Below are 26,458 nucleotides of genomic sequence, written 5' to 3'. Positions count from 1 at the left end.
CGGGCTACCCAATCAACTTCAATGTCAGAAGACCGTAGCCGTCGTCGCTGCAAGATTCGATATCGAAGGCCTTGCCACTGATGACGACCTGATCGCGGCCGTTGTTGCGGAAGATCGACTCGGCTGGCCCGTTCGCTCTCGACGGCTCAAGACGAAGTGCATCGGCCTTCGCGCAGACCGCCTGCGGTTTGCCGGACTGCTGCACGAACCCGTCGGCATCGAGTTCCTCGCTGGCTTTGTGAAACCGGATGACGAACGGATCCGACGACGTACCGCCGTCGGCATGCCGGATCCATGTTGCTGACGCGGATTCGTGGAACGTCCGCATGATGGTGGGGGCTACTCTGGCGAAGATGCGGGCGGTCATCCGAGATTCACCCACACGCCGTTGTTGTAGAGCCGCAGCTTCTTCAGCGAGCTGTCGTAATAGAGCAGTCCGTCTTCCCACGTGTCCGTCGGCGTGCTGCTCCGCGGCTCGATACGGAGCGATTGGCGCGTAACCTGAAGCGCCCCGAACTTGCTGAAGATGTCGTTCGCGCCTGCGCCGGATCCACGTTCGGCGTATTTGAACGTCGTCGTCGCGTGACGCGTTCCGGTCCAGTTCAGTGTCGACGAATATGCTGTCACCGTGAGGTCGATGTCATTGCCGCCGTCGTCAGAGAAGTCGATGGCCACCGCTGGTACCGATGTCAGGAGCATCGTGATGCGGTTCCGTTGCGCTGTCGCCGTGCCCGGCTGACCGAGCTGGATACCCTTAATGTTGTCGTTTCCCCACTGGACGCCGCGGCCCTGAATGAAGCAGTCTGAGCCGAGCATCTTCAGCAATCCGCCGCCCGTGAGACCCGTGCCCGCACGAGCATCATCGAGGATGAGATCACTGATGGAGATCGCCTGCGCGTACTGTGTCAGGCACCATTCCGGACTGTCGCCCCAACAATGCAGCTGAGCAAACTGCGAGCCGGAAGCGCGAGGTCCGATCTCGAACGTGCTTGATCCTTGAAGCGCATCCATGAAGTGCCGCGACATGGACACCAGCATACGGCCGATCTGGCTATCGTGGGGGCCGTCGAAAATGGGCCATTGACGCGAGAACTGCACGAAGAATTCGTCGATGAAGCACTCACCAGCGCTATCTGTCGTGTCGTTGTCCCACGCCGCAGCAACCGAACCCCAGCGGCTGTAGTAGCCGCCGTTGCAACAGTATTCGGAGTCAACGTCGCGGATATGATATGCGCGGCCGTAGATCCTGATGTTCCACCCGGTGGACGTCGGGTTCTGGTCCTTCCGCCCGTGGATCGTCATGTGTTCGATGCCGAAACGGTTCGGGCCGTTGGCGCTGTCGCCTGTCCAGAGAGTGTCAAAGTCCTGCGTCTTCAATAGGTCGCCAAGATATCCGTCTTTCCGCCGCAGCCACGTCACACGCCGACCCACGCCGCTATGAACGACGCGAGACTTCAGGGTGACCTCGGCACCGAGCTCATAGACGCCAGGGCCGTACTTGATGTAGCCACCATCCTTAGAGACAAGGAAATCGGTAGCGGCGTTGATCGCGGGCGAGTTGTTGAAACCAGCCTCCGGTTTCGCACCGAATTGCTGTGCCCAGACCTCGCCCGATGCCTGCAGCTCCCACCACCGAGAATCCGCGGTTTGGAACTTGCCACCATGCGCAGGCTGGCTTGCAACGACCTTATACAGGGCCGCCCCGCCGTCACCCGGAGTGTAATAACCGCCTGCACGGATCGCAGTAACAGCTGATGGTAGCGTGACGGTCGACATGGTGCTGACGACATACTGGGCACCGTCGATTCCATCGCGGCCGCTCGTTCCGGTGATGTCGGCGAGAGTCACGAGGTCGGCGAATACGCCCCCAGTCTGCCGCCACTGAATGGCGGTCGATGTCTTCTGCAGTTCAACGGACTTGCCGTCGGTTCCTTCGAGATCGGCGAGGAGTACAAGGTCGGCCCAGTTGCCGTCGGGCACCTGGCGCCATTGAATCGCGGTCGAGGTCTTACGCAGTTCCACGGATTTTCCGTCCGAACCGTCGGCACCCGCGGGAGCAGAGAATTCGACCCATCGATCGGGATCGGCAGCCGGCGCGACGGAGGCCACGAATGGCCCCGATGCCTGACAAATGAACATGGACGTCGGAGAGGAATTGCCGGGGGCGAATACATAGTCCGACGGCGAATAGGAGGATCCCAGTACGAAGGCGCCGCGATTGGTCAGCCCAACCCCGGCTTCACCCTTCAGGGATTCAATCCACTCGGCCTGCGAGCCATCGAAGCCTTCTGCGACGGCAACCGCATAGGCGCTCGCGCCGTCATGACCTTCAAGGGAAGCGAGCCATTCGACCACGGAGCCATCGAAACCGTTGTCGACGGCGACTTCGTAAGCGCTTTTGCCTCGTTGTCCGGGAATGCCACCGCCAGTTCCGGTGGATGTGATGTTAGGAACCATCATGTCAGGCCTCCGCAGCTTCTTCTGCAGGGGCAGAGTTCAGGTAATCGGGCATCGGCGCGGCAACGGGGCCGCCCGGTGAAGTGAAGGTCTCGTCGGCGTTAAAGACCCATCCAATGCCGACGATACCCGTCTCAGCAGTCTGTGCGATCATTCCTGCCTTGGGTACGTCGACATATCCAACGACGACATTGATCACTGTGGCGTCTTCGCCGACGACCAGGAATCGGTTTTCGAAAGGATCGCTCATGCGGTCACCTCAATCGTTGTCAGCCAGAATTGAATCTTGATGGCGCCAGCCGCCCCCCAGGCAATCTGCGCTTGGTTGGTGGTGTTTGATCCGCCACCACCACCGCCCGGAAAGCCACCAGCTCCTGGGCCGTTAGGTCCGACGGTGGCTCCAACGCCAACTCCGCCGCCTGCGCCCCATGAATCTGCGTAGAGAGGATTGTGGTCCTGACCTTTTGGTGCGTCGTACGTCCGTGAGGTGGAAACCGTCGAGGATTCGACAGATCCCTGCCGGAAGTTGACTTTGGATCCCATCGAACCGTTTCCGCCGCGGCGAAGCGCCCAGATCTGAGAGCCACCACCACCGGGGCCGACCCATCCATGAGGTGCGTTCGACGTCCAGTCGTTGGCCGTGTCTCCAAGATGCGTCGCGAGGACGCGATCAGCCCCGTAAGACTTCATCAGCTCGTAGAAAAGGCCCTGATTGGCCGTGCCTTGGCCGCCCGGCCAGCCGCCCTGCGAGAATGCGTGACAGACAGATCCATTAGGACCAAAATAGCTGGCTCCGCCCACGTTGCCGCCGGATCCGCCTGCGCCGACCTGAAATGACCATGAAGCCGTCGGCACGTCCGAAAGCTTGAACTCGCGGATCGTCAGGTTGCCTGGATGTCCGCCGAATGCTTGAGCATGGTTATAACCCCCACCACCGCCACCCGAGCAGACCCACAGCTTGCAATCGATGTGCTCGGCGATCGCAAGGGACTGCTCTGCAGCCGTCAGGAAGTTCGCCTTGACGATATCGAGGATGATCTGACGGTTCGCTGTGCCCGAGGCCGTCCACATCCAGTGATCGCCGCCATCCGACAGGCGTGTAAGAAGCCGCTTCTTGATGCGGATCTTGGTGGGATCAAGCGATACGAATGATCGAATGAGTGCGAGCGACGTCTCGACGAGACCGGAAGCGGTTCTGAGGACGACTTTCTCCGTTCCTGTCAGGGTGCCGGCAGCCGAGAGCGTTTGAGCAAGGATCTGTCGCGTCGTCAGAAGTCGCAGGCCGTCGGTGGTGCGCACAATCACGGCCTCGGAGCCGGCAGCTGTCTCCAGCGCCTCGACTTCGAGGTTCAGCAGATCGTCGGCGGTGAATTCGTGACCGCTCCCTCCAAAGCCAATGACGTTCGGAACCATCATGTAGATCAGTTCTCCATGACGTAGACGACCGTGTCGGCCGCGGCGTTGAAATGAATGTCACGGCTGCCACCCGGCACACCGAACGGGAAATATCCCGGCATCAGGGGCCACGCCTTGGCGGCATCGTATGAGGAGCCACGGACGACGGTCAGAGCAGCTGCGGAGGCGTCGAGACCGACAGCAATGGTGATGAGCGTGGTCGTGCCGGCGAGGGTGTGCTTGACGGTGGTGTCGGCGGCGACCGGGATCACGGAGACACGAGCGGAATCAAGCAGAGCGACATCGAAGGATTCGCCGAGGGTGGAGACGGGGGAATCAATTGTGTTTGCCATGCGGCCGCTCCGAATAGGGAATGAGAATGGGGTGCGCAGCCGGGCAAGGAGGTGAACCCGGCTGCGCTGTGACCTGCGCCTTAGTCGGCGAAGGTGACCTCGACGATCGCGTCTGGCTTTTCGGAGTACACGACGAAGTTGGATTCAGCGGTCACATCGACGCCCTTGTTGAAGGGCTTCGGTTCCGATGCGCTGTAGTACGGAAGGCCGATTGTATTCGCAGCTTCCATCGTGTCGGCAGGAGCGTAACGCACCTGGAAGAGGGCGTTGGAATCCGGAACGAGGTATGACTTGTCTGCCGGGAACATGCGGATCGGATTGCCGCTGCCATCCAGAGCGCCTGTGGTGTTCACGTCGTAGGAACGGATCTCGACGTTGTCGGCGATTACGAAGCCCTTGCGGTTGTCAGCGCGGTTCCATGCGCCGTCCTGCCAACGGTCGAACGCTTCCTTCAGCGAGACGTGGGCGACCACGAGGTCGAACATTTCTGGCGGCAGAAGCCAGACGAAACGGCTGTAGGTGTAGCCACCCAGCTTAACTTCGGCCTGCCTCTTCATCTTCACGACGATATCGCGAATGTTGATGTTCGGGTTGGTGATGTCGAACTCGAAGGAATTGCGGGTGAAGCCGAGTTCCTGATGCCAGTCGTAGATTACCGAGCCGTCGGCGTCGAAGAGGTAACCCTGGATCATGCCAGCCTTGGCGTAATTCAGGGTGCGGTTCAGCTTCGTCACCATGTCCGTCTGCTTTTCGGTTAGCTTGGACATAACGGTTTCGAACTCGGACTCGCTGCCGAACTGGCGGACGCCCTGGACTTCCGTCGCCATAATGGCATCGAATTCCTGGTAGTGCGGAACGAAGATGGGGCGGGCGGTGCGGCGGTTCGAGCTGATTGCCTTGCCGACGGATCCGCGCTCGGAAGTCGGGACGAGACCAAGCTTGCCGTCCTTATACTCGACGAGGGCGGTCAGGGTGTTGATGCCCTTTTCGTTGAAGGTGAAGATCGTGTCGAGGCCTTCCGGCTCCGGTAGGATCTTGTTGACGGCGCTGGTCAGGCTGGTGAAGCTGAATGCATCGCCGCGGATGATGTTTGCGAAGCTCATGTGTGACTCCTGTTCACTATTTGTTCCGGCAGTCAGATGGCCTGACGCACGACGATTCGGTTGAGAGCGAGACCCGGCTTCAGGTCGGCGAGGACAGTGGCTGCGCCGAAGACAAGCTCCGTGTCCTTGACCTGAGCGTCACCGACGATGGCTGCGCCCTTGGTGTTGGCAGCCGTCGCGTCTTTGAAACGGGCAAGAATGACGAGGCCAGCCGTCGGCGTGGCGTCGACGAGAGCGTTGGTGGCGAGGATGTGAAGGCCCGTCGGATTGCCACCGGAAATCTCCGGGATCAGCACCGAACCAGGCTGGTAAGCAGATCCTGCCTTCAGCGTGATGGTGTCGCGGCTGCGGCCGAACTCTTCTTCGGAAATGAGGAAGCCCTCGTCGTGGCGCGGCTCGTTGAATACGGTCATGGTGCTATCTCCCTAGCTGTGCGCCGATCAGCGCTTGTTCTTGGCGCGAGCGCCGTAGATGTCGTTGGTGTTGATGGACGTGTCGGCAGCGCGCTGGGCAGGCTTAACGACGACAGGCTTATCGGCGGACGAGGTGCCGGTGGCGCCACGTTTCTGGACTTCCTTCGACAGTGAGCGCTTGGCGTCAGCCGCCGGCGTTCCCAGCGCGCGAAGGTCGTCGACGTATTTGCCGAGTCCGTAGCCACGGGCGACTGACCGTAGGTTTTCGTACTCCTGCTTGTCGGCCTCGTCGGATGCGTCCTCGGCGCGGGCGCCGGCATCTTCCTCGCCCGGCTTCTTCTCGGGATCGGCTTCGCCGGTATGTTCGGCGTCGTCATCTGCACGAATGCCGCGAAGCGATTTGATGCGATCGACGAGTTCTGTCGGGACGGCATCTTCGGCTGCTGAAATTGCTTCGTCGGCAGCAGCGACTGCGGCCTCGGCGGCCGAGACCAGTTCTTCGATATCCATGAATCTCTCCTGTTTGGGTGTGGCCGAGCGCTGTTGCATCGGCGGGGGCGGCGCAAAGGCGCTGCGGATGAATGCGTAGGGATCGGCGCCGACGGGCACGATGGAAGCTTCCGTGAGTAGCCACCTGTTGACTTGCAGCAGCGGAACTTCGCCCGGGCGTTCGATAAGGACGGCATCGCGCTTGAGGTCGTAGTCGTAGCCGGCACTGATGTTGCCGAAGAAACCATCGACGATGTCCGGCAAAAGCTCGGCATGCAGACGAGCGAGGGAGGCACGACCCACGATGGCGTCGCCTTCGATCCTCAGCTCATCGACCTTGCCCAAGATCTTGGCGATGCCGGAATAGGTATCGTGGCAATCGATCAGCGGCATGCCACGGGCGCGGCCGAAATCTACACCAGCGGCGACAAGAACTTCGTCGACCTCGATGTACGAGCAGTCCATGGAATCTGGTACCGGATCGGGAAGACGTGGATCCGGGATGCACCTGCGGACGGGTGCCTCGGTCGTCACGATGACATCGAACGACCGAGAGGCTTCGTCGACGGAGGTTGGCTTACCCGCAAAAGCACGCGCGTAGCCAGAGCGCACGGCTCGGGCATCGGTGGGTGGCTGTTTGTAATGGGGTGCGGGCATTCCGTCGTCTCATGATCAGTGTGAGACGAGCGTTGCCTGGACCTCTGCAAGATTCGAGCGCGATGGCGCAGAAAAATGAAAGCCCCCGAAATCGGGGGCTTCAGGTGTCGTGGGACTAGTCGACCGCGTTGTCGTTCAGCCACCGGATGTTGTACTCGCTAAGTAGCAGCTGGAGCCAGGCTTCCGATTTCAGATACGTGTACACGTCCCGAAGCCGCACCTCCTTCTTCTTGAGGAGCTCGGAGAGGTCGAAGGCGAGGCCGTCGGCCGGGCACTCGCTTTTGACGAACGCCCGTTCGGCGACCATGAGGTGGGCATAATACCCATTCGGCACACGCTGGAGCCATACAGCGACTGTCAGGTCGCGGTATGGGTGCCCGGAGAGCAACGGCGGCTCCTGAGCGATGTAAGAACGGCTGCGCATCGTCAGGTCTTCGATGTGCGGCACAACGTCCTCGAAGACCGGAAAAGGCGCGTCGAGATGTACCAAGGGCATAGGCTTGCGCTCGGTCATGCTGCCACCCCCTGACGCTTGGCGCGGTTGCCAGCGCGTCGCAGCAGTTCGCGAACGCTGCCATCGAGCGAGTACAGCTCGACTAGAGAGTCCAGCGAGCCGACGATGACAGCGGGCGTTGAGTTGTACCACACGCTGATCGCGTCAGCGGGCGCATATTCGCCGTGCTCAACTTCGGCGTAGCGACCACCTACGACGATCGCATTTACGCCGATATCGAACCCGCGTCCGACACGCCCGGGGAAAAGGTCGATCCACAGAAGCAAGCTTGCGCCTTCTTCATCGAACGGAACGTCTACATCGCCCGACGCGACGATGTTGTCTCCGAGGTTTCTGAGAGCCTGGGGCAGCAGAACTCGGACGCGCTGAATGAGGGATTCCATCGTTTCCTTGCCGCTCATGCTGCGAACTCCTCTTCGATTTCCGAAACCGGGATGTTGATGTCGAGCACCCGTTCGATGAACTGCATAAAGCGAGCATCGCTCACCTTCTCGATGCGATTCATTTCGGGGCGGAGAGTGTTGATGACGATGAGATAACGCTCATCTTCGAACGCTGAGAAGTCGACGAGAAACACAGAGACCTCCTTGGTGGTGTTTTCGAACGCCGACAGTGATTCCGGAGCTAACTCCCTTTTGCAAGGGTGAAAGTGCTGGAATTTCCATTATTTTTCAACGTGTATGCTTATAGTGTCAACGGATTTGTACGTTATCCAGAAGAGGCCATCGAGCCGGGGTCAGAGGCGTCGTTGTCAGACAATGCGGCAATGTCCTGCGGCCGCAGCGCCTTAGCGAGGATCGTGGAAAAATCAAGCTGTGACAGGGCGTTGTAGACGGCATACTGCAGGCCTAGGTTCTTCGAGCGCTGCTGGTCGATTGCGTTCTCTTCGTCGATATCCTCGACGTCGTCACCATAGGAAGCGGCAACGCGCTTACGGCTAATGAAGCCGGCGGCGACAGCCTCCTTATGAGCGGTGACGTCCTGCACAGGGTGGATGTGACCACGCGCCGGGACGATCCAATCCACGTCGAAGCTGTCGTCTACGGTGTTCCCGTCCTCAGGCTTCCACATGTCAGCGAGGTAGGCGGCGGTCACTACACGTTCGAGAACGGCCTGTCCCACTTTCGGAATAATGATGTGGTTCTGGATAGACTCGATGCCGCGCGAGACTTCGAGGTTGTTGGCGCGCCACTGCCTGTCGTTCAACTTCTCGAAATTAAGGGTCACATGCTCGACCGAGAGGCCGAAAGCGACCGATACTTCTGACATTCCTTCGCGGCGGTAGATGGGATAGTTCTGATCGTTGCCCGGAGGGTTCGCGAAGTCGACTTCGTAGCCGGGCGGCGTGATCGTCCAAGTTCCGGGTGTCATTCCGGCGAAATCAATACCGTCACCGTCCTGGCCTTCTACGCCAAGCGTCGCCTTTCCATCCTCACCCATGGGGGGACGCAGGAAGCCACCGTGCATGGCGTTGCCTTTCTTGCGCTCCAGCTCGGCGTCGTCGTAGGTTCTCAGACCTTCAGTTTTATTGAGTGCTGAGGTGCCCCAAGGCTTGCCGCGTGTACCCTCGGAGCGGTCTGGTTTGTAGACGTGGATAACCTCCGACGCCGGAACGCGGCGCGGCAGGTTTCCAGAGCTGAGGCGGACCACGTCCTTTGGATGATAGTCGTACATCCAGTAAGCCACCACGCGGCCGAACTGGTTCTTTTCGACACCGGAGATGACGATATTGCCATTCTCGAGGATACGAGTTTCGCTCAGGGGAACGTAATCCGGCTCGAGCACCTGGAGCTGTACGAGGATTCCGCTTTTCATGTCGCCCGGGCGACGCTGGCGCAAACGGATGAAAACTTCGCCGTCGCGGGCAAGCGCTACCATGATGCTGTGCTGCAGACCGTAATAGTCCGTCGCTCCGCTCGCGTCGGCCTCCCTGACCCATTTCCGCCATAGCTTTCGAAGGATAGGATCCTTGATGCGCGGCTTGATGCCGTAGTGGATGACGTTGTTGGCTAGGTTTTCGCAGGCGTTCTTGAAGAAGGAATCGTTGGTGAACGTCCACCGGCTACGACGGCGCAACGTCTCGATCTCGCCATTGGCAGCGTTAGGCCCATAGTCCGGCGCCCATTCGATCGAGGGGGAACTGCTGGCAGCTTCGTGATAGCTCTGGGACTTGCCGAATGCGAACGGGGAGTCGTACGCCGACCTCGTCGACTTCATGATCCCATGGCGTGCCAGGAAGTTGCGGTTTGACGGGGACATGGCCTCTATGTCGAGACCTTTCTTGGTTTCGACAGCAGGCTCCAAAGGCGCCTTTGGCTTGGCAGCTCGATTGGAATTCCTCTTCGGGAACGCGGCAGTTGCGGCAACAGAGGTCATGATTACCACCCCCGTCTTGCGATGATACGGACACGTCGGATGGCCGGCTGCGCGGCCGTGTCGATGCCACCATTGGCGCGATCCCAAGCGGCATAGAGATCTTCGAGAATGGCCTTGTAGTTGTCGCGACTTGTCCAAGTGACGCTGCCACCACCAGGACCAGAGGTCGTCACGGACGCTGCGCCCGTGGAGATTCCCTGCTCCAAACCGACGATCGCTTCTCGAATTTCGAGAGCCGACCAGAAATCAAACATTCTCGTTGCCATGCTACCTCATCACCGCGGCCATCCCGCTTTAATCTGTCTCATCACCTTGCGAGGCTTGACCTCGACAGGCTGTGATTTCGGCTGGGGCGCGACCTGAGCCTTGGGAGGATCGACCACTCGATCCGGGGCTTGCGCTTTCACCGGGGATCCACGCTTTGGTTTCTCGGGTTCGACCAAGAGCGGACCGGCAGCCGCACGCCGCTCCTGAGCGTGTGCCGACATGTCGAGGCCGCGATAGCCAATCTCCCCGGTTTCCGGATCGTGGATCGTCTCCGGTATCCCGAGGGTAGTGGCTGCAAGATTCAAGTCGCCCCAAGCTCCGGTGTCGGAGAGCTGGAGACCCTTGAGGGCGGCATACGCATAGGCGAGACAGACCCATTCCTCCTCCGCACGGCGGCCGCGTTTCGGTTGCCAGTAGTCGCCTGTCTTCAGCTTCTTCCGCTCTTCGCACAGGAGCTTCTCAAGGTAGTCGGGCGGCATCGATCGCGGGAACATCGGGGCGTAGTCGCCGTCCTGTTGCATGAGCCGGAAGACGGCATCTTTCGCGAGGCCGGAGTCGATACGGTAGAACTGCGTGCGCTTGATCTTGTTGGTAGTCGCTTTCGCTGGCCAGACGTAGGTGCTGCGGGTTCCCTTGGCCTTGTTGTCGCCGATGATCGCCCAGACGCGTTCTCCGCGGAACGATGCGGCGAACGTGCGCACCTCGTCAGCGAATCCGCCGTTTGAGTCCATGGCCGTGGCGATGACCTGCATGGTGCGGCCGTCGCGGCGCTTCCACTTCCTCCGGATGAAGTTCCTGACTTCCTCGTCGGGAGACGCATCGCCGGGTTTGCCGAGAAACTTGTAGTGGCCGATCACCCGCATCTGGCCATACCGTGTCCATCCGACAACGGAGAACTCCCGGCTCGGAACCTCGAACCCTGTGCCCTTGCCCTCCTTGTTTCGCTGGGTATCCCCTCCCGCCGTCAGCACCACCACGTCGTCGGGGACCTCCTCCGGGTAATCCTTGAACAGGGTCGAGACCGTATGCTCGTCGATGCCCTGTCCGATGTCGTCCCACGGCTCCGCCATTTTGAAGGTGACGAACTCCTTCAGCTTCTGCGGGTCGCCTTGCGCCTCCAGCCACTGCTGTGCGAGGATCTTCCAAGCGGCACCAGGAGACATCGAAATCCACGAAGGGGCATGAATACCAACGTTCCCCGGCTGGGTGGGGATGGCAGTCGGCCGATATTCACCGGCCTCGATGATCGCTTCCTTCGCGTCCTCGTGGATATAGCAATCGTGGTCGGTGTCGCACTTGTAGTATGCGCGCGCGACATGGCCATGCTCGTCGAGATCCCAACGGAAGCAGTACCGTGTCTTCTTGCCGCCCCAACGCAGTTCCTGAGTCGTTTGGCATTTCGGGCAGGTGATGAACAGCTTGCGCTTGTCTGAGGTCTCCCATTCCTTCCAGACAACGGAGATGTCCCGGATGCCGGGCGTCGATCCGATAATCAGCTTCGAGTCCACGAAGTCAGTGCCGCGGTTACGGAGCTGAGAGACCTTGTCACCTGCTGAATGGCCACGCGGCTGCCATCCATCACGGTCGGCTTCGTCGGCGAGCTGGAGCCACGACGTAAAGGACTGCAGGCTGTCCTCGTTGAAGGCGGCGCGGAAGTAGGCGATGGCACCGTTCGCATACCGCTGCTCGGCCATGGTGTCGGCAGGCTCGCCCCGCTTGATCTCGCGGATGATGTCGGCGACGGCTCGGACCCGGCCGTAGAGCGTGGCGATCTCATCCTTGAAGAACCGCTCGGTGTCGCCGTCGGTTGGGAAAACGACGGAGATGCGCTTGGCGAGGACAGCCACGCAATAAGCGAAGATGACGCGCAACAACTTGGAATATCCGATCTGCACACCCTTCAGGACCGTGACCTGTCTGCAGCTGGGATCGTGGAAGACGGCGTTGCCGATGGCCCGCTGATAGACGGACAACCACATCGGACCGGCGCGTGATGACTCCTGCGCCGTTAGAGTGACGTTGTCGTAGACCCAATTGACGAAGGGGGGCTTTTCCGGCCAGCCGAGATAGGTTGCGCGATAGTTGGCGAGAAGCTGCTTGAACTCCTCAAGACCTTCAAGGAAGTCGGACTCGGAGAGAAGCTCGGTAGCCTCCGCTCGGATGTCGTGCAGGTTCAGGGTCATGGTCAGCCCTTCCGCAGCGCGTCCGCTTCAGTGTCGGCGACTAGCGCCTTAAGCGCCCCTTTGATCTGCTCCTCGGCGACGTCGCGGATCCTCGAGGAAATCTTGGCGTCGACCTTTCCCGCGAGAGTGTCAGGAATGGCAACGAGGCGGAGGCGCAGTTCGGCGTAGTCTCGGCGCACGAGGTCGAGCATGTCCTGGATCTTGGCGACCATACGGATGTCCTCGGCAGCAGCGACCGACGCCGAGATCATCTTCATGACAGCGGTCTGAGCCTTGGCCTCGTCCTCCGACATCCCGCGAACATCACCGATCTTTTCGGCAACCTTGGTGGCTGCGCGCTCCTCGAGCCAGCGGATAGCTTCGGCGGAATCGATGACCCATGAGATCCCGCGGTCACGATCAGCCTTCTCGACCACAGGCATGCCCTGATCGATGTATTTCTGGACGGTGTTACGATCTCTGTTTAGGAAAGCGGCGAGCTTCTGAAGTGACATATGCCGTGCCTTCGCTTCCGACCGCGTGGATGCGATGGGTGCTGAATCCTCTGGCGCGGATGGTGGAGGCTGAGGGGTGGAATTTGTCGATTTCAGCACCCGGTCGGATGCGGTCTTGCGAGGAGCCATGAATGAAAGTCCCAGTGTTTACTGGGACTAGGAGGCTGCCAACGTCTGCAAGATTCAATTCAATGACGGAGGGGATGCTGATGTTGAATGGAATTTCAAAAATTTTGACGGAGTGTTCGAGTGGGGTCGCGAATTACCCGCACGAGACCGGCACCCTCAGGGGCCCCCGGCCCCTGCCTCAGGCGGCAGCATGTCTTGTGGAAATGCAGGGCGAGGCGTCATTTGCCGATCCGTAATCCATTCAGACACCGTAGGCTCGAGCTTTCTCAATTCCGCCATTGATAGAACACGGACGTCTCCAGGGTACGGCTTCTCGCGGAAGTTTCCTCCAAGCGCTCCCAAGAGTGAGTACCAAGTGCTCCTGCAATCCCGAGCGAAAGTTGCTATCCAAACTTGGCCGTCTTGGTATCGATCGGGTATTCCTGTCCTCTGGAATGAGTATCGCTCCAACTCACCTGCAAGACCCATGAAAATTTCCCTCTCTCGGGAATTCCCGCTGACCCCCGCGTGAATCGCGGCATCTGCCATAAGAGGGTCAGCCTTCGCCTGAATCCGCTTTTGAAATGCAATGAATTGTTTAAGCGGCATGTCGGACAAGGTTTCCTTGACCAATATCGTGCCGTTTTCACTGCTGCTGATCACTACTCCAGGATAGACATGGTCGAAATCAGAGCAGATTGAGTCCAACTTCTGCATTATCGCCACGTATGATGGCACACGGTACGGCTCGATAAGGCCTTTCTCGGCGATATTGGCTTGGTATAAATAGACCCCAATGGCACCAAGACCTACCGCGAGGGTTGCGGCTGCCCCGGCTATCGTGCCAATCGCTCCGATTTTCTCCCAATCTGTCCTTGATTGGTCTTCCCGAACAGTTCGGGATGTTACGTTTTCTAGGGGCTTCAGGTCTATCCTGCGAAGTTTCCGAATATGGCGGAAGATCATGGATCGCTCATGGGTTGCAGGTGCGCATCCTCCAACAGTGAAATGTTAATATCAAGCGAGATTCGTCGATCCGACAGAGAGGCGGCATGAATCGCAGCCATAGCTCTCATAGGGTCCCTTCTGCAGGCCGCGCAGATCTAGCCACGCATGCACGCCTTCCTCAGCGATCCACTGAGCCGAGTCCAAGCTTTCGAAATCCGCGAACCAGTTATCTCTGCCAGAAGACCCCGGATACGAGCGATAGAGGCGAAGGCGCCACCAACCGTTATCCAGCAGGCGCACCTCACACATATTCACGCGGCCCATCCATCCGCCCCAGACATCGACGAGAGCGCCGTAGATTACGTCCTGCTCCCAGCGGATCGCGTTCATGCCGCACCTGCAGCTGGCTTTGTGACGGCCGCCCGGAAGATGTCGTCGAAGATATCCCCAGCGATTGGAGGTGCGACGACCTTGGCGCAGAACCTCTCGACCTTGCCTCGCTGATCCGGAGTCATTGCCTTGATCTTGTCCATAAGAGCATCGACGACAGGAGCAGCTTCCTGTGCCACCAGCGACATCTCGATGGCCGCACCGAGTTCATTGGCATCGTCCCGCCCAAAGCGAGCGTTGTTGCCATCAATATCAGGCGAGATCTCCCAGTAGCCATCATCCCGCCCACCGAGGCGGCAGTATTCGTCATAGTAGACGCTGACGTGTGCCTCGCCGCGCATGACATGGAAACGAGCAATCGCGCCCATGGTAGGCGGCAGAATGCGGACTTTCCAATCGCCACGCACCGGAACGTAGGGCATTGACGAGGCTATTTCCTGCCAGCGTTCCTTGCGCTCCAGCGGAATCCGCTCGTCGTAGAACACCTTCTGCATATCCAGAACATCGTCACCCATCGCCGCCTCCTTGCATTCGATGCCTATGATGGTGTGCGCCCACTCAGCCTGACGCAAACGCCGGCAGAAACCGCGATAGGAAAAATCTACGACATAGCACTATTGACTCCTACGATGCGTAGTGCAAAATAGTTGACGTTAGGAAACGCAGAAGGAGAAGGCTATGGACAGCGTCACCGACTACATCTCAATCCCATTTCCGCGCGCGCTCTATGACATGATCGTCATCCGCTCCGGGGGAAAGCTCGATCCCGTGCATCTCGCGGCCGAGCAGGTCGAGCATTTCGTGGAGCGTAACACGACCGAAGATGGCTTCTGGACAGAAGCAGGCTTAGAGGCATTCGCCGAGGAGGAGCGCGTGCGCAACTCCGGGAAGAACGATAAAGACATCTTGAGCGGTCATCTTTGGAAGCCTGTCTTCCTCATCAATGGCACCGCGCTGCGCATGAGCTACAAGGGGAAAAGCCATTATGCTGAAGTTCGTGGCGATAGGATTCAGGGCGAGGACCGGAAGTTCGATAGCGTCTCGCAGTGGGTTCGCCATGTCGCTGGCGGCACCAGCCGTAATGCATGGCTTGACGTCTGGATCCGTCGGCCGGGCCGCGATACGGATTATCGGTCGGCTGATGATCTCCGCAAGGAAGCGCTACTGGATGTCTGATGTACCTTTGATGCCGTTGAAGCGATGCACCAAGTGCGGCGGCTCTCGCTTCAACTCGTGGGATCGCTGCATGGACTGCAGAAACGCTCGAGGTCGGCTCCGACAGGAAAGGATGAAAGCGAACGGCGGTAAGCACACGTCCGCTGAATGGAGAGCGCTTCTAGCTGCCAGTCCGACCTGCGCAGAATGCGGACGTCCTTGGGACGAGATCCCGATGCGCCCGGATCCACGCTACAAGAACACATGGACGAAGGGCCACAAGATCCATGTCCTCGATGGCGGAACCAACGACATCGGCAATCTGCAGGCTGAGTGCTACCAGTGCAACTTCACGAAGAATGCAGGCCGACTGACTCGGCAGGAAGAGGTCGCATGAGTTCAGTCAAGGAATACATGCACGATTTATGGTCGCAGCGCGATGTCGAAGTCAGCTTCACATGCCCGCACTGCAAGAACATAAGCGCGACGTGGCTCAAGGTTCCCGGAGATCAGGGTGAGCACTACGAAGAAGTCTTTTGCGAGTACGACGAAGACGAAGATGCTTGGACGGTCATCATCCGCCACGACGAATACGGCTGGTCGGCAGAGCTTGAGAAAGCGCCAGACGTCGATGTCACGATCAAGGTCGACGACACCTATGACGACTACGAGGAACCAGAACCTGAGCCTGATGCCTATGGGATCTTCCGGCGTGCGCTCGCCGACTGGAGAAGTAACGTCCGCGAGCTGGGCACGCCGTTCGGAGCGAGCAGCCGAAACCGCATGCTTTTCGTCACCGCCTACTCGATCCTGGAAGCATACCTATCGGACGCTATCATCGGAGCGGCCGTGGAGGATGTGGCCGTACAACGGCAGATGCTCAAGCTCGATGGTCTTAAGGACAAGCAGATTAGCCTCGAAACCATCCTCGACAACCCCGATATCGTGAAGGAGATGGTCAAGACTACGCTTCAGGGGATGTCCTTCCACAATCTCCGCGCCGTCAACAGCATCTGCGAATCCTGTTTCGGGAAGCCCATACTGCCCCGCGACAAGGATGACCGCGCTCTAGTGATGAAATCCGTCGACAAGCGGCACGACTGTGTCCATCGCAACGGCGTCGACAAAGAAGGCAATACGCACGACGACTTGACGGACGATTACCTGCAGAAGCTCGGCGACATATTCGCTGCAATGGCGGATACGCTAGACAACGCAATACGAGACAAGCAGGCAGAGAAGTTCTTCGAGAACCTCGATGACGACGACGATCCGTTCGACAAGGCTTGAGACGATTGCGTACGGCGCGGCCGCCGGCTAAATTCCGGCGATACGGGTCGGGACGTCGATCGACGAACGGCCGCAAGGTGCCGGGGACAGGCATGAAAGACTGCTCCTCCCCGGTGTTCCGCTCTCAGTTGATCATGCTCCTGTCGTCGGATGGATCCATCCGAGCTTGTGGTGCCAGACGGCACTAGCGAATGGAATCTTGGTCGGGTCAGGCACGAATATTGACTGACTCTCGGCATCCTCCATTCGCTTAAGCGATTCAGCTACCTCGATCTCCGCAATGATCATGTTGGCGACCGCCGTCAGACGCTTTGCTTCGGCTTCGGTGATCTCGGTGACCAGCAACGGCTCTTCGGATTCATTTCCAGTTGTCGAGCAGGCAGCGTGATGCAATCGCTCACGAAGAGCCGAGCATTTGTCGATGTTTCGTTTGATCCATTCGACTTTTCGAGGGGCGGCCCCTTGTATGCGACCGTCCCAGTCCTTCATTTCGGTGCGCAGAGCGCCCAGAAGCGTCATGATCTCGTCTTCGTTGATTTCCAATAGCGGCATCACATCCTCCTCGTAATCGGTGCCCAAGAGAATGGTGTGTGCTGGCGGGGCACGGCGCAAACGCCGGCAGAAATCAGGATCGTCGCAGCAGCCCTTTGATGCGATCCAGCATCTTCGATCCAAAGCTATCCGGCGGCTCGACATAGGGGATCTTTGCATCCACGCATCGTTCCTGCTGTCGATCGCGTTCGAGATCTTGTCCGGTGGGAGTTTCCCCCCGAACAATCTTCCGAATACTCGCGATGCCGACGAAGGGATAACCAGTCAACGCGGTGCGGAAAGCTGTGAACATAGGCATGTTCGCTAATATAACTGGACGCGTGTCACGCCATGCGAACTTGAAAAAGAGCTCGGTCAACGCGGGGAGATCATTGGGATCCATCTTTATCGCGGCGAAGTCCACATGCCTTGCGAAGTATTCTCGATCCGAGAGCGCACGGTTCAGGGCGGCCAGATAGAATTCCTTTTCAGGCAGCGTAGGGCGTTCTGCATCCTGTACCATCATCTCCGCGGCAAGGCCCGCAGCAGCAATCTTCGCTTCCCAGTCGTTATCGTTGGTGCGGTTATCTGCAAGCATTGCCACGCCGCCACGATTCTGTCCGGGGAATATCCGCACGTACTCGGGAATGTTCTTCGATGCGATTGCGACGACGGCGTGACCCGCTTCATGAGCGGGAACCCAAAATGTGTAGTCTCCAGGCACTGTGAACCTCGAATTGATAGTAGAGCGCGGCGCATCTACTCTCACTCGGCTTAAGATTTCGGACTTCAATCCGGGCAAATTTTATAGATGTCTTGCCGAATATTTCGACCATAGATAGCATCTGGCCGACCAGGGGGATCAATGTCATATTTTCAGGATACAGCAGGCAGCACGCTCGCGAACAATCACACGCTCCACCATCCGGACAAGCTGTCGAGCGGCAGGCCGTTCATGAGCACATGCGTGCCGCGTGGCGTGCGCATCGACCTGACCGATATCGAGATCGTTCACGCTATCGACTGGCAGCACGACGGTTACAACAAGCCGGCAGAAGGTTCGCCGAACTACAAGGTCGCCTCTAGGCTACTCGCCAAGGGACGGTTCAAGGACAGGATTACGGTGTTCCGCGTGCCGGAAGGCGGCGTCGGCACCTTCCGCACCATCGACGTCCAGATAAAACCGCTTCCGAAAGGAAAGGTCGGTGGAACGAAGAAGGCAACGACGCTAGACGGCATCGGCTATTCCGGCATGACCTCCACCGACGTCCCCGACGGAGGCCTGATGGCAGGTGAGCCGGGGTGCCTCATGTATGTGGATCCGACGAAGGACGATTGGCCGTCGGATCACACGGCTCCGTATCTCGAGCTGGAGGGATACATGGACGAAGCGGAATTCTCTGCTCTCGTCCATCGGATGTCGGTTTCGTCTGCGCCAGTTCGCGCCGCATCCTTGTACATGGTCGCCGAGCTGTTTCAACACGAAGTGGACGCGTCGCTCTCGGAGCCGTATCACGCGCATGATTTCGGAATGCTGCTTCGGCCGGAAGACAAAACCTATGGAACCACACGCGCCCGTACTGATCACTTCTCGATAGCCTACAAGCTCGACGCAGTGCCCGAGGCTCCTGATCACTACGACGTCCTGGTCGATAAGGAGAAGGCCGAGGAAGCGGCTGCGAAGTCTCCCGAGGTCGGAACGCGGGACAGTCTCCTACGGATAGAAAAGCAGCTGTCGACGATTTCGAAGCTGCTCGGCGCGGCCTTCGGTCTCGGCGTGGTCGCGCTGTTCTTCCTCCGCTAGTAGCGCGTCGTGATCTGGTCGAGGTCCTGCCGGATCTGCTGCAGTTCCATACGGGTCGGATAGATGAGGTATGCGATCTGCAGGACGCAGATGGCGATCTGCGCCGTGTTCTTGAGGGCGAAGTCCAGCGGCACGCCGTCATCGTGCAGATAGATGGACAGGATGTGCGTCTCGCCAGGTTCCTTCTTGAGCTTCGTGCTCATAGAGAAGCCTTGCTCGTTCGGATGCGCGCCGAAGTCTATCAGGCGTTCGTAGAGAAATTCGAAGTGACCGCCGATCTTCGCGTCGGCCCTCTTGAGCGCGCGTCGGATCGCCCCGGCGGTGAATTCCTCGCGAACGATCTTCCTCGACTTCTCGTCGTCGTTTCTTTTCATCCATCGTGTCCAGCGCGCGGTGTCGCCGCCGATGAAGAAGCCGTATGACGCATGCTCTAACGCGAGGCGGAGCAGCGCCTGCGCTTCATAGAGCTGTCCGCCGAGCACCGAGCTAACGGCAACCCGGTAGGCGGCATGCGCGCGCAGCAGGAAGGTCATCGGCATCTGCGGGTCAGGATCCCGCGCGCCCTTGAGCAGGCGTTCGAACAGCTCGTCGAGAGTAATGAGGTCGGCGACCTGCTGGCGTTTGTTGTGGTAGGTGGCGAACTGGTTGCCGCGGAATTCGTCCAGATAGGCAGTAAGGGTATCGTTGCCCCATCCGGGCGGCGGGGTATTCGGTCGTGACGACATCGTAAATCTCCTTCGACGGGAATTTTACGTGCGCGAACTGAGTCGTGACAGGGGTGATCTTGCTGCCCAGGTTGCAGACAAGTAAGGTCCGCAGCAACTACTAGGGGCATCTGGGGAATCACATGAAGCAAAAAATATCTGCGGGCGCTCAGAAGATCTCAGGCGCGGCGAAAGCTCGCCCGGCCGAAACAAAGTGGTCGATTATTGGCGCCGCAGCCGGGGCAATCCTCGGTCTCCTTATTGGTGGTGTTGGTATTGCGGCCATGGGTGGCGCGGCCGGGGTTCCTGCGGCCCTCATCCTAGCTGTGATCGGTGGGGTGGTCGGCAACAGGTACGGGATCTCGAAAGACAGACCAGTCAGGTGATCCTCAAGTCCCTTGCGGAATCTTGATCCGCGGCATCCCGAATTCGGCCAAGCGAGCGAACATCTGGTCGAGTTTCTCGATTATGAAGTTTCCTTCTATTGCGGCGCCAAATTCTTTCGAGATCTTAGGCTCATCTCGTAGAGTGCCATCGCGGATACCAGCTTGCTCGTTCAGGTACGCCCGTCGAATATTTCTGATCAGAACAAGGAGTTCTTCGGCGGGCAGACCCCGATTAATATCTCGAAGATCCTTGTTAGTCGGATTCCGTGCGATCATGTCATAGCCCGCACCGAGTCGTCCTACGAGCGTGCCGATGAAGGCATATCGCAGCGGTGCAGCACGTTTGCTCAGGGCAAATTCTGACAGCTCCCGGATCTCTTCCTTTGTTCCGACGGAAACGAGGAACCGGATGGCCAGGGCCACAATTCGATTGTCACTGGAGCTCAACAGAGCTTCTACGGCAGACTTCAAACGGGCGCGGCCAAACGCCTGCGATTCGTTCAATATCTTAATCGTCTTCGAGATGAGATGCAGGTCGTTGCTGTGACCATTGATGATGTCGAGCATCATATTGTAGATCTGCTCGTCACCCTCGGAAGTCGATTTCTCAAGGTACTTAAGAAGTTCGCCCTTCAAGAATGAGTCAGTCGTACGCTCGAACAGACTTGCGGCGAGCAGGCGGTTCCGCTCCAGATCCGGAACGCCGCGGCGGACGTTGCGAATTGCCCAAACGACCTGATCTTGCCAAGAAAGGCCACTGATCCGTCTGTGCAAGAGACGAATTTCCGGGTTCGCGAGAGCAGTGAAGATCGCCATCCGATGGGCGAACAAAGATCCTTCGATAAGCGCGTCCGTCAGGACAACAGTTTCGGGACTCCATTTCACGCGGATGCCACGAGCGCCACGAAGGTCGCATCCCGTGAAATCGTATCCGGTCAGATCGGTATCGGTCAGGTCAACATTCCGCAGGTCGGAATGCAATAGGTCTGTCGCAGGATCAAGCCCGGCGATCCTTACGAGCTGACCGAAATTGCCGCTCGTGCTGGCGACAACCTTGTTCATCTTCTCCTTCGACGCTGGAGAGATCAGCGCATCAAGGACGAGATCATCCTTCATCCGTGGCAACCGATGCGCTGAAGGTTACGGTTCCGCGGTAGTTGGCATCTTCTGCGACTTCATGCAGGGCCTTGGAAACGAGGATGCCCAAAACGCGCTCCTTGTTCCATCTCGTCCTGTCACTTAACAGCTTGCCGTCGCTGGTGACGACAGCACTGATGTCCTTCGCCTTGGCGTGAACGGAGAGCACAGCCTGGACACGGTTCGGCTTCGTGGCCTTCGCGGTCATTTCGCAAAGGGTGTCGTAGTTCAGATAGGTGGCATCCAGGACTTCGCCGGAGGGGTCTGTGACTCGCCACGTTTCATTGCCTACGTACTTCACAGGAAGGTGCTCCATTTGCACTTCGGTTTCTTCCTGCAAGCTCGCTTTGGCAGTGTGAGTTGTCTTCCCGGATTTCGACGCGGACGCCTTCCCGGAAGGGGTGAGCATCGAAATCTCGCCGCCAGCGATCAGTTCGTATGCCTTCGCTTCTTCGACGCCAGCTTCAATGTTTGCCTTGCGGTTCACCTTCATCATGCGAGATGGGACATGGTGAACGCCAAACTTGGTCTTCTCGTCCATGTCCAAGCCGTCGATGGCAAGTGAAAGGGATGCCTTCGTCAGACCGACCGAGATTGTAGCCTTGTCGAGGGATATATCTTCTTCGAAGATGCCGAGCTCAGTCTCAAGCTTGTATCGCCCAGGCGTTTCTTCAATCTCCGTAACCACACTTTTCAATTCCACCACCTGAGGCAGGGGATTGTGATTGCGGGATTGAAAGGGCATCGACACCTCCATATCGCGGGTGCCGATTATATGGTTGTAAATCCTCGCACATACAAGCGCGAAGCCCTGCGTTTTCGGCCCTATCGCTCATCCCGCGCGCTCGACAATCTGGGCATCATACGACACCCGGATTTTGCCACCGTCCTTGCGATATCCGAGGAGCAGAGGCAGTTCGAGGGCATAGAGCTCCTCGATCTCCGCTGGCGCAAAGCCTTCGCTCAGCTTCTCGTCCACAAACGCAATCACTGCGTTCTCGACGACGGACAGCCGGGCGCGGATAGCATCGCGAAGGGAGATATCGTCGCGAGTACGCGGCGTCTGTCCGGCGAACGTGACAGGGTTTGGGATGTAGTTCATCGGCGGCTTCTCAACAGCGGCGATCTCCGGGGCGGCCACGGTTTCCGGCTTGGGCTTGCGAGCAGCCATCATGCACTCTCCCGGATCTGGACTACGTTCTCTGCCCACGACGGATACAGCGCCATGATGATGTCATGAGCGCGGTTAGCATCCTCGATGGAGACGATCGGGGCACGGACGCCCTCGATACGTTCCCAGTTGTCGCCGACCAGCTCGTAGAGGTCGTCGTTGTGCTCTTCGCACAGATGATCCCAGATGAAGTCGACCTGCTGCCGGAACTCTTCGATCAGCTTGCGGTCAATGCTGACCACGGCCTCGGACACATAGACGCCCGGTCGACTGAAGTTGCCGAGCAGAACGTCGGCGAGTGACCACATCACATCGAGGTCGTCCGGCAGGCAATCAAACTTGAAGAGCATGACACGCTGCCATACCCGACAGATGTGGGCGATATCGTATTCGGAGCCGAGGCGGACGACATCGAGCTTCATCTCCGAGGGACGCGGGCGGAAACGGCTGTTCCATGCTGGATTATGAAGACGCTCGATCTGTATTGCTGCCGACATAACAACCTCCTTAGTGCTGTAGGAGAATTGTTTGTGCCGGCGGCGCGTGATGCAAGTCAGTCGTCCTGGCTGTCGAAGAACTGCAGGAGCTCAGCTGTCGTCGCAGGCGACTCCAGGTAGCTGTCGACATGACCAGCCGCATTGAGGTTCAGCGGGCCACTGACGACGAATGCGTTCGGATTCGGTTTCTTCTTCCGAGGTTTTTTTGTCTTGCGAAGCGAAGGCCAGAACCTCAGCCGGAGTTCTTCTCGACGAGCAATTTGCGCGAACTTGCCCGCAGGAAGAGCATCTTCGAATTCGCGGTAGAGCTTGAGCGCTGACCGCAGGTCGCTTCGGGTCTTAACTTCCAGCCTGTCTGGGTTCTTCTCCGCGAACTCGAAGCTGTTGTCGAGCGCATATAGCTCCTCAGCTTCCGACTCGTAAGTTCGCCCTTTCAGTATCCGCCGAGCACGGCGTACGCGGCTACAAGTGTTCGAGATAGCTGCAGGTAGCAATCCATTCCGGCCGATCGAAAGATTCGGTTTCCGCAGGAAATCTTCGAATCCTTTGCGGAGCGCCGGGATCGACTTGCCGTCATCGTTATATTCCCGCTCCATTATGCATCGACCGATGATTTCGGCGGTGGGCGATGGCACCGCGTTCGCGATCATTTGCGTGACAGACCTCTCGCTCCAGCCGTCCTTGTCGTATCGGAATTGTTTCCTTCGGAAGTCGAACCCGGAAGGGAATCCTTGGATGCGCGCGATCTGGCTCAAGGTCAGGATATGAGCTTCGTTAGCAGGAATGGCGTCGTCCGGATGTGCAACATAAGCAGGTCCCGGCGGCTCATGCGTCGTCCTGATTATCGTGGGGCACGGTTCCTCAATCGATCTCACGCCGCGGCCACCAACCTCACCGCTCTTGCCCATCCACGGGCGCGCCCAGTAATACCCTGTATCGAGAAGGGCCCGGTCTTCGGGAAACTGACGTGGGTTGAGAATTTGACGCACGGTCATCGGTTTCGGTGTCGCGGCATCGACGATTGCAGACTCGAGAAACCCGTCGCGTTCTCCAAGCCGACCAATCGTGAAAAAGCGCATGCGGCGCTGTGGGACACCGTAGTGCGAGCAGTCGACAAGCACTTCCGTAAGTCCGTAACCGGATCTCTTCCAAATCGCTCTCGCCTGATGATACGCCTTCGAGAATGGTGCTCGGTCGACATTCTCCAGAATAAACCATTGGGGGCGGAGGACGGCGATGGTCATTGCATAGATGGGGGTGAGACGAGCACGCTCCCGCTCTTCGCGCGACCCTGCTTTACTGAAATCCTGGCACGGAGGTCCGCCGCAGACTAGGTCGGGACGACCAGCGATTGTAAATGCGGTAGCGGCGATGTCATTGAGATCCGTCTGTCTGACTAGCTTTCCGGAGCGAACAAGAACGTCGGCGGCCTGCTCATTGAGCTCGAAGGACAGACCGTGCTGCATCCCTGCAGCTTCCAGACCTCGACCCAGACCGCCAGCCCCAGCAAACAGCTCAATAAATTTCATGACCACGAACCTCACGGATATCTCCGCATCCATACTGCGGGACCGTTGAGCTCCAGTAAACGCCGCCGGCAGATCAAGCGCCGTTGAGTTTTCGGAGAGCGCGGGCGAGTTCGGCGGCATAGAGCTTCTGGGAATCTTGCTCTCGAACCGAAGCACTGACCGTCGCGTCCCACTCGAACGACGGCTTGTAGTTGGCTTCGTCGGAGAGGCGGGCGAGCAGCGTCAGTCTGTAGTCGCCATCGCGCTTCTTCGCGCGCTGCCAGTATCCTTTCTGGTTGCCGATCTTGCCGAAGAAGATTCCCGGGTTGCCGGAGGGATTGTTCTTCGCCCAGCGAGCGGGCTCCGTTGATTTCCCTGCAGCGCGCAGCTTGTCGCGCTTCGCATGCAGTCGTGCGCGCTTCGACTTCTCTGTCTTGGCCTGCCGCGCGAGGCGCTTCAGGTATCCGCGCGGCAGGTTGCCAAACGCGTTCTTCTCGCCGTCAGGGGCGTCGGTGAGGACGTCGTACGGGGTGGAGCCGGGGTCGCCTTTCCTTCGTTTCCCGCCGTTGACGAGATAGTCGATGTACCCAGCTTGCTGATCCTGGATCCTCACAACAGCCGCGGGTGATCTGCCAGCGGCGGCCTTGTCAACGACGAAGCCGCGTTTCGTCCACGGCGTCGGCCCGCCTTCGATGGTCTTGTTGGCGTATGACAGCAAGTCCTTGCGGGCGCCGAAAGCCAAGCCATTGAGGAATCCTGCCTGCGCCTGCGGCAGCACCTGCTTCTCGAGCTTCGTCAGTGAGCGCTCGAAGGACTTGGTGTCGAATTCTATGCCGAATGCATTTTTCGCCATCACGTCACCTCAAAAGAAAACCCCGGCGCGCGATGGATGCGCAGCACGGGGCCGAGTTGGAAAGAACCGAAGAGAATTCCGCGGGTATGAGAATGGTGTGCGTCGGCGGATCGGGGCGCAAGTGGATTCACGTCGTGCTCCTTGCGCTCGCCCGGCGGCTGCGGACGAGATCCGGCAGAGCGGTCGCCGCCGCGTCGAGTACCAAGTAGTCCTCAAGGAGCGTCTGCTGCATCAGTAGCTCGGATGCCAGCGCGTTGATGATGGTCTTGGAGTGTGGATCGTCCGCGGCGTCGGAAGCAAGGTCGACGATAGAATCGTAAGCATAGACGAGTTGAGCAACCGCCGCGCGCAGGGTCTCAGCCGGAACGAATTCGTGGCCGAGGTAAGCGAGGATGACTTCGCGCGGGGAGAGGTCGGTCATTGTCAAGAGCTTTCGATGATGTGATCGATACGCTCGTTCACCGCGTCAATCTGGTTCTGCAGATCGGCTACAACGCCCTCGAAGTTCGAAGCGAGGTCTTCCAGCTGCGTTTCCAGTTGCTCGATCCTGCCCATAACAGAATCCGACCTGTTGGGACCGATCGTCGAGACGTCGCCGAAGACGGCCTTGGCGAGCGACAGGTTGTTCGACCGAAGGTTCTCGAGATATGTGTTCCCGGATCCGAGGCGTGCGCCGAACACGTCAGAAGCAAAGTTGTTCGTCTCGCCATCGACCGACCACCGCGTCTCACCCGCAGCGAATATCCACTCGTACAAACCCTTGCCGTTCCACTGACACGCCTCGGCGTTCGTGGATCCGAGACCAAAGAGGGTCATGTGCATCGATTTTTCACCGATCGGGTCGGTATAGGCCGTGTCGTGGTTCCAGACGTCGCTGTCGATTGCGCCGGGCTGAGCGCCCCACACGAGCTGGCGGTAAAGCTTCTTCAGCAACTCCGACGGATCGCTTCCGCCGCCGCGGTTGTCTATCAGCCAATCTACGCGGTCCTCGATGATGTGCATGCGCGGGGCAAGGGTCTGAATGTCGGCGCTCTTCTCGGCCATGCTGGATCTCCGGGTGTTGATCCATGATCAAGCCAACCCGGTGAAAGATTCAATCGCCGGCAGCCGGTGAACCTGAATCGAATGTACGCAATTTGAGATGACGTCCAAGGAGGTTAGATCAGCCTGCCCTGAGCAATGCGTGATGCCTGCCGGCGATACCGAGCAGCCATCGCCAACACCGCGGACGAGAGCGCATGGTCCTGCAAGGCAGACGAAAGAGAGACCTTCGAC

The 26,458-nt window shown here is 58.8% G+C and carries 34 protein-coding genes; 5 read left to right on the top strand and 29 right to left on the bottom strand.

The window, feature by feature from the left end:
* Positions 1 to 4: 4 nt before the first annotated feature.
* The 18 genes from J2X71_RS01325 to J2X71_RS01240 form a co-directional block, all read right to left on the bottom strand.
* The gene (locus J2X71_RS01325; RefSeq protein ID WP_310378285.1) at positions 5 to 367 is read right to left on the bottom strand and encodes a hypothetical protein; all 363 of its coding nucleotides are present in this window, start codon (positions 365 to 367) and stop codon (positions 5 to 7) included.
* On the bottom strand, positions 364 to 2,460 hold the full coding sequence (locus tag J2X71_RS01320) for a hypothetical protein (RefSeq protein ID WP_310378283.1): 2,097 nt from the start codon (positions 2,458 to 2,460) through the stop codon (positions 364 to 366). Before J2X71_RS01320 ends, J2X71_RS01325 begins: the two co-directional genes overlap by 4 nt.
* A 1-nt stretch (position 2,461) precedes the next feature.
* Positions 2,462 to 2,707: a hypothetical protein gene (locus tag J2X71_RS01315; RefSeq protein ID WP_183852169.1), complete on the bottom strand. Its 246-nt coding sequence runs from the start codon at positions 2,705 to 2,707 to the stop codon at positions 2,462 to 2,464.
* Complete coding sequence (locus tag J2X71_RS01310; RefSeq protein WP_310378281.1) at positions 2,704 to 3,873, bottom strand: hypothetical protein; 1,170 nt, start codon at positions 3,871 to 3,873, stop codon at positions 2,704 to 2,706. The genes J2X71_RS01315 and J2X71_RS01310 overlap by 4 nt, the downstream gene beginning before the upstream one ends.
* 5 nt (positions 3,874 to 3,878) lie before the next feature.
* Positions 3,879 to 4,205 (bottom strand): hypothetical protein, encoded by a 327-nt coding sequence (locus J2X71_RS01305; protein ID WP_310378279.1) that lies wholly within the window; start codon positions 4,203 to 4,205, stop codon positions 3,879 to 3,881.
* An 80-nt stretch (positions 4,206 to 4,285) separates the two neighbouring features.
* Positions 4,286 to 5,308, bottom strand: coding sequence for a major capsid protein (locus J2X71_RS01300; protein WP_310378277.1), 1,023 nt, complete (start codon positions 5,306 to 5,308; stop codon positions 4,286 to 4,288).
* A gap of 32 nt (positions 5,309 to 5,340) precedes the next feature.
* Positions 5,341 to 5,721: a head decoration protein gene (locus tag J2X71_RS01295; RefSeq protein ID WP_310378274.1), complete on the bottom strand. Its 381-nt coding sequence runs from the start codon at positions 5,719 to 5,721 to the stop codon at positions 5,341 to 5,343.
* A gap of 27 nt (positions 5,722 to 5,748) precedes the next feature.
* Entirely contained in the window at positions 5,749 to 6,867 is a 1,119-nt protein-coding gene (locus J2X71_RS01290; RefSeq protein ID WP_310378272.1) for a hypothetical protein, read from the bottom strand.
* A gap of 115 nt (positions 6,868 to 6,982) precedes the next feature.
* On the bottom strand, positions 6,983 to 7,381 hold the full coding sequence (locus J2X71_RS01285; RefSeq protein WP_310378270.1) for a hypothetical protein: 399 nt from the start codon (positions 7,379 to 7,381) through the stop codon (positions 6,983 to 6,985).
* Positions 7,378 to 7,782, bottom strand: a complete 405-nt coding sequence (locus J2X71_RS01280; RefSeq protein WP_310378269.1) for a hypothetical protein — start codon at positions 7,780 to 7,782, stop codon at positions 7,378 to 7,380. Before J2X71_RS01280 ends, J2X71_RS01285 begins: the two co-directional genes overlap by 4 nt.
* Entirely contained in the window at positions 7,779 to 7,958 is a 180-nt protein-coding gene (locus tag J2X71_RS01275; RefSeq protein WP_310378267.1) for a hypothetical protein, read from the bottom strand. The genes J2X71_RS01280 and J2X71_RS01275 overlap by 4 nt, the downstream gene beginning before the upstream one ends.
* A gap of 131 nt (positions 7,959 to 8,089) precedes the next feature.
* Positions 8,090 to 9,757, bottom strand: a complete 1,668-nt coding sequence (locus J2X71_RS01270; RefSeq protein WP_310378266.1) for a phage portal protein — start codon at positions 9,755 to 9,757, stop codon at positions 8,090 to 8,092.
* 2 nt (positions 9,758 to 9,759) lie between these two features.
* The gene (locus J2X71_RS01265; protein WP_310378264.1) at positions 9,760 to 10,023 is read right to left on the bottom strand and encodes a hypothetical protein; all 264 of its coding nucleotides are present in this window, start codon (positions 10,021 to 10,023) and stop codon (positions 9,760 to 9,762) included.
* Positions 10,024 to 10,032: 9 nt separating this feature from the next.
* On the bottom strand, positions 10,033 to 12,207 hold the full coding sequence (locus J2X71_RS01260) for a terminase gpA endonuclease subunit (RefSeq protein WP_310378262.1): 2,175 nt from the start codon (positions 12,205 to 12,207) through the stop codon (positions 10,033 to 10,035).
* A gap of 2 nt (positions 12,208 to 12,209) precedes the next feature.
* Positions 12,210 to 12,701, bottom strand: coding sequence for a terminase small subunit (locus J2X71_RS01255; RefSeq protein ID WP_310378259.1), 492 nt, complete (start codon positions 12,699 to 12,701; stop codon positions 12,210 to 12,212).
* Between the two features lie 285 nt (positions 12,702 to 12,986).
* Positions 12,987 to 13,775 (bottom strand): hypothetical protein, encoded by a 789-nt coding sequence (locus J2X71_RS01250; protein WP_310378257.1) that lies wholly within the window; start codon positions 13,773 to 13,775, stop codon positions 12,987 to 12,989.
* Positions 13,776 to 13,826: 51 nt separating this feature from the next.
* A complete protein-coding gene (locus J2X71_RS01245) occupies positions 13,827 to 14,147 on the bottom strand; it encodes a hypothetical protein (RefSeq protein ID WP_310378256.1) in 321 nt (106 codons plus the stop codon).
* Entirely contained in the window at positions 14,144 to 14,662 is a 519-nt protein-coding gene (locus J2X71_RS01240; RefSeq protein WP_310378254.1) for a hypothetical protein, read from the bottom strand. Before J2X71_RS01240 ends, J2X71_RS01245 begins: the two co-directional genes overlap by 4 nt.
* A 163-nt stretch (positions 14,663 to 14,825) precedes the next feature.
* Here J2X71_RS01240 and J2X71_RS01235 point away from each other — a divergent pair, with 163 nt between their 5' ends.
* The 3 genes from J2X71_RS01235 to J2X71_RS01225 are packed head-to-tail and all read left to right on the top strand — an operon-like array spanning position 14,826 to position 16,592.
* The gene (locus J2X71_RS01235) at positions 14,826 to 15,323 is read left to right on the top strand and encodes a hypothetical protein (RefSeq protein WP_310380109.1); all 498 of its coding nucleotides are present in this window, start codon (positions 14,826 to 14,828) and stop codon (positions 15,321 to 15,323) included.
* Complete coding sequence (locus J2X71_RS01230; RefSeq protein ID WP_310378252.1) at positions 15,205 to 15,699, top strand: HNH endonuclease; 495 nt, start codon at positions 15,205 to 15,207, stop codon at positions 15,697 to 15,699. Before J2X71_RS01235 ends, J2X71_RS01230 begins: the two co-directional genes overlap by 119 nt.
* Entirely contained in the window at positions 15,696 to 16,592 is an 897-nt protein-coding gene (locus tag J2X71_RS01225; protein ID WP_310378250.1) for a hypothetical protein, read from the top strand. The genes J2X71_RS01230 and J2X71_RS01225 overlap by 4 nt, the downstream gene beginning before the upstream one ends.
* Before the next feature lie 132 nt (positions 16,593 to 16,724).
* On the opposite strand, the gene J2X71_RS01220 is transcribed toward J2X71_RS01225, so the two are convergent.
* Complete coding sequence (locus tag J2X71_RS01220) at positions 16,725 to 17,171, bottom strand: hypothetical protein (protein WP_310378248.1); 447 nt, start codon at positions 17,169 to 17,171, stop codon at positions 16,725 to 16,727.
* A gap of 46 nt (positions 17,172 to 17,217) precedes the next feature.
* The gene (locus J2X71_RS01215) at positions 17,218 to 17,847 is read right to left on the bottom strand and encodes a hypothetical protein (protein WP_310378247.1); all 630 of its coding nucleotides are present in this window, start codon (positions 17,845 to 17,847) and stop codon (positions 17,218 to 17,220) included.
* 141 nt (positions 17,848 to 17,988) lie between these two features.
* Between J2X71_RS01215 and J2X71_RS01210 the strand changes: the two genes are divergently transcribed.
* Positions 17,989 to 18,927 carry a hypothetical protein gene (locus tag J2X71_RS01210; protein ID WP_310378245.1) on the top strand — a complete coding sequence of 313 codons (939 nt, stop codon included), beginning with the start codon at positions 17,989 to 17,991 and terminating at the stop codon, positions 18,925 to 18,927.
* Here J2X71_RS01210 and J2X71_RS01205 read toward each other — a convergent pair.
* Complete coding sequence (locus tag J2X71_RS01205; RefSeq protein WP_310378243.1) at positions 18,924 to 19,652, bottom strand: hypothetical protein; 729 nt, start codon at positions 19,650 to 19,652, stop codon at positions 18,924 to 18,926. The two genes, J2X71_RS01210 and J2X71_RS01205, sit on opposite strands and share 4 nt — an antisense overlap.
* Before the next feature lie 122 nt (positions 19,653 to 19,774).
* Here J2X71_RS01205 and J2X71_RS01200 point away from each other — a divergent pair, with 122 nt between their 5' ends.
* The gene (locus J2X71_RS01200; RefSeq protein ID WP_310378241.1) at positions 19,775 to 20,017 is read left to right on the top strand and encodes a hypothetical protein; all 243 of its coding nucleotides are present in this window, start codon (positions 19,775 to 19,777) and stop codon (positions 20,015 to 20,017) included.
* Between the two features lie 3 nt (positions 20,018 to 20,020).
* Here the strand turns inward: J2X71_RS01200 and J2X71_RS01195 are convergent, their stop codons facing one another.
* The 8 genes from J2X71_RS01195 to J2X71_RS01160 all read right to left on the bottom strand — a co-directional run bounded on the left by J2X71_RS01195 (position 20,021) and on the right by J2X71_RS01160 (position 26,227).
* Positions 20,021 to 21,133: a pentapeptide repeat-containing protein gene (locus J2X71_RS01195; protein WP_310378239.1), complete on the bottom strand. Its 1,113-nt coding sequence runs from the start codon at positions 21,131 to 21,133 to the stop codon at positions 20,021 to 20,023.
* Entirely contained in the window at positions 21,123 to 21,899 is a 777-nt protein-coding gene (locus tag J2X71_RS01190) for a hypothetical protein (protein ID WP_310378237.1), read from the bottom strand. The genes J2X71_RS01195 and J2X71_RS01190 overlap by 11 nt, the downstream gene beginning before the upstream one ends.
* Positions 21,900 to 21,986: 87 nt before the next feature.
* Complete coding sequence (locus tag J2X71_RS01185) at positions 21,987 to 22,328, bottom strand: hypothetical protein (RefSeq protein WP_310378235.1); 342 nt, start codon at positions 22,326 to 22,328, stop codon at positions 21,987 to 21,989.
* Positions 22,325 to 22,822 carry a hypothetical protein gene (locus J2X71_RS01180; RefSeq protein WP_310378234.1) on the bottom strand — a complete coding sequence of 166 codons (498 nt, stop codon included), beginning with the start codon at positions 22,820 to 22,822 and terminating at the stop codon, positions 22,325 to 22,327. Before J2X71_RS01180 ends, J2X71_RS01185 begins: the two co-directional genes overlap by 4 nt.
* A gap of 56 nt (positions 22,823 to 22,878) precedes the next feature.
* Positions 22,879 to 24,366: a DNA cytosine methyltransferase gene (locus tag J2X71_RS01175; protein WP_310378232.1), complete on the bottom strand. Its 1,488-nt coding sequence runs from the start codon at positions 24,364 to 24,366 to the stop codon at positions 22,879 to 22,881.
* A 58-nt stretch (positions 24,367 to 24,424) separates the two neighbouring features.
* The gene (locus tag J2X71_RS01170) at positions 24,425 to 25,183 is read right to left on the bottom strand and encodes a hypothetical protein (protein WP_310378230.1); all 759 of its coding nucleotides are present in this window, start codon (positions 25,181 to 25,183) and stop codon (positions 24,425 to 24,427) included.
* 127 nt (positions 25,184 to 25,310) lie between these two features.
* A complete protein-coding gene (locus J2X71_RS01165) occupies positions 25,311 to 25,604 on the bottom strand; it encodes a hypothetical protein (RefSeq protein ID WP_310378227.1) in 294 nt (97 codons plus the stop codon).
* Between the two features lie 2 nt (positions 25,605 to 25,606).
* The gene (locus tag J2X71_RS01160) at positions 25,607 to 26,227 is read right to left on the bottom strand and encodes a hypothetical protein (RefSeq protein ID WP_310378225.1); all 621 of its coding nucleotides are present in this window, start codon (positions 26,225 to 26,227) and stop codon (positions 25,607 to 25,609) included.
* Positions 26,228 to 26,458 lie beyond the last annotated feature (231 nt).

It is taken from the genome of Rhizobium sp. 1399 (genome assembly GCF_031455475.1).
In the GTDB taxonomy this organism is placed as follows: domain Bacteria; phylum Pseudomonadota; class Alphaproteobacteria; order Rhizobiales; family Rhizobiaceae; genus Rhizobium.
Note: the sequence above shows the minus strand (reverse complement) of the source record. Positions and strands in the feature narration are given on the sequence as shown.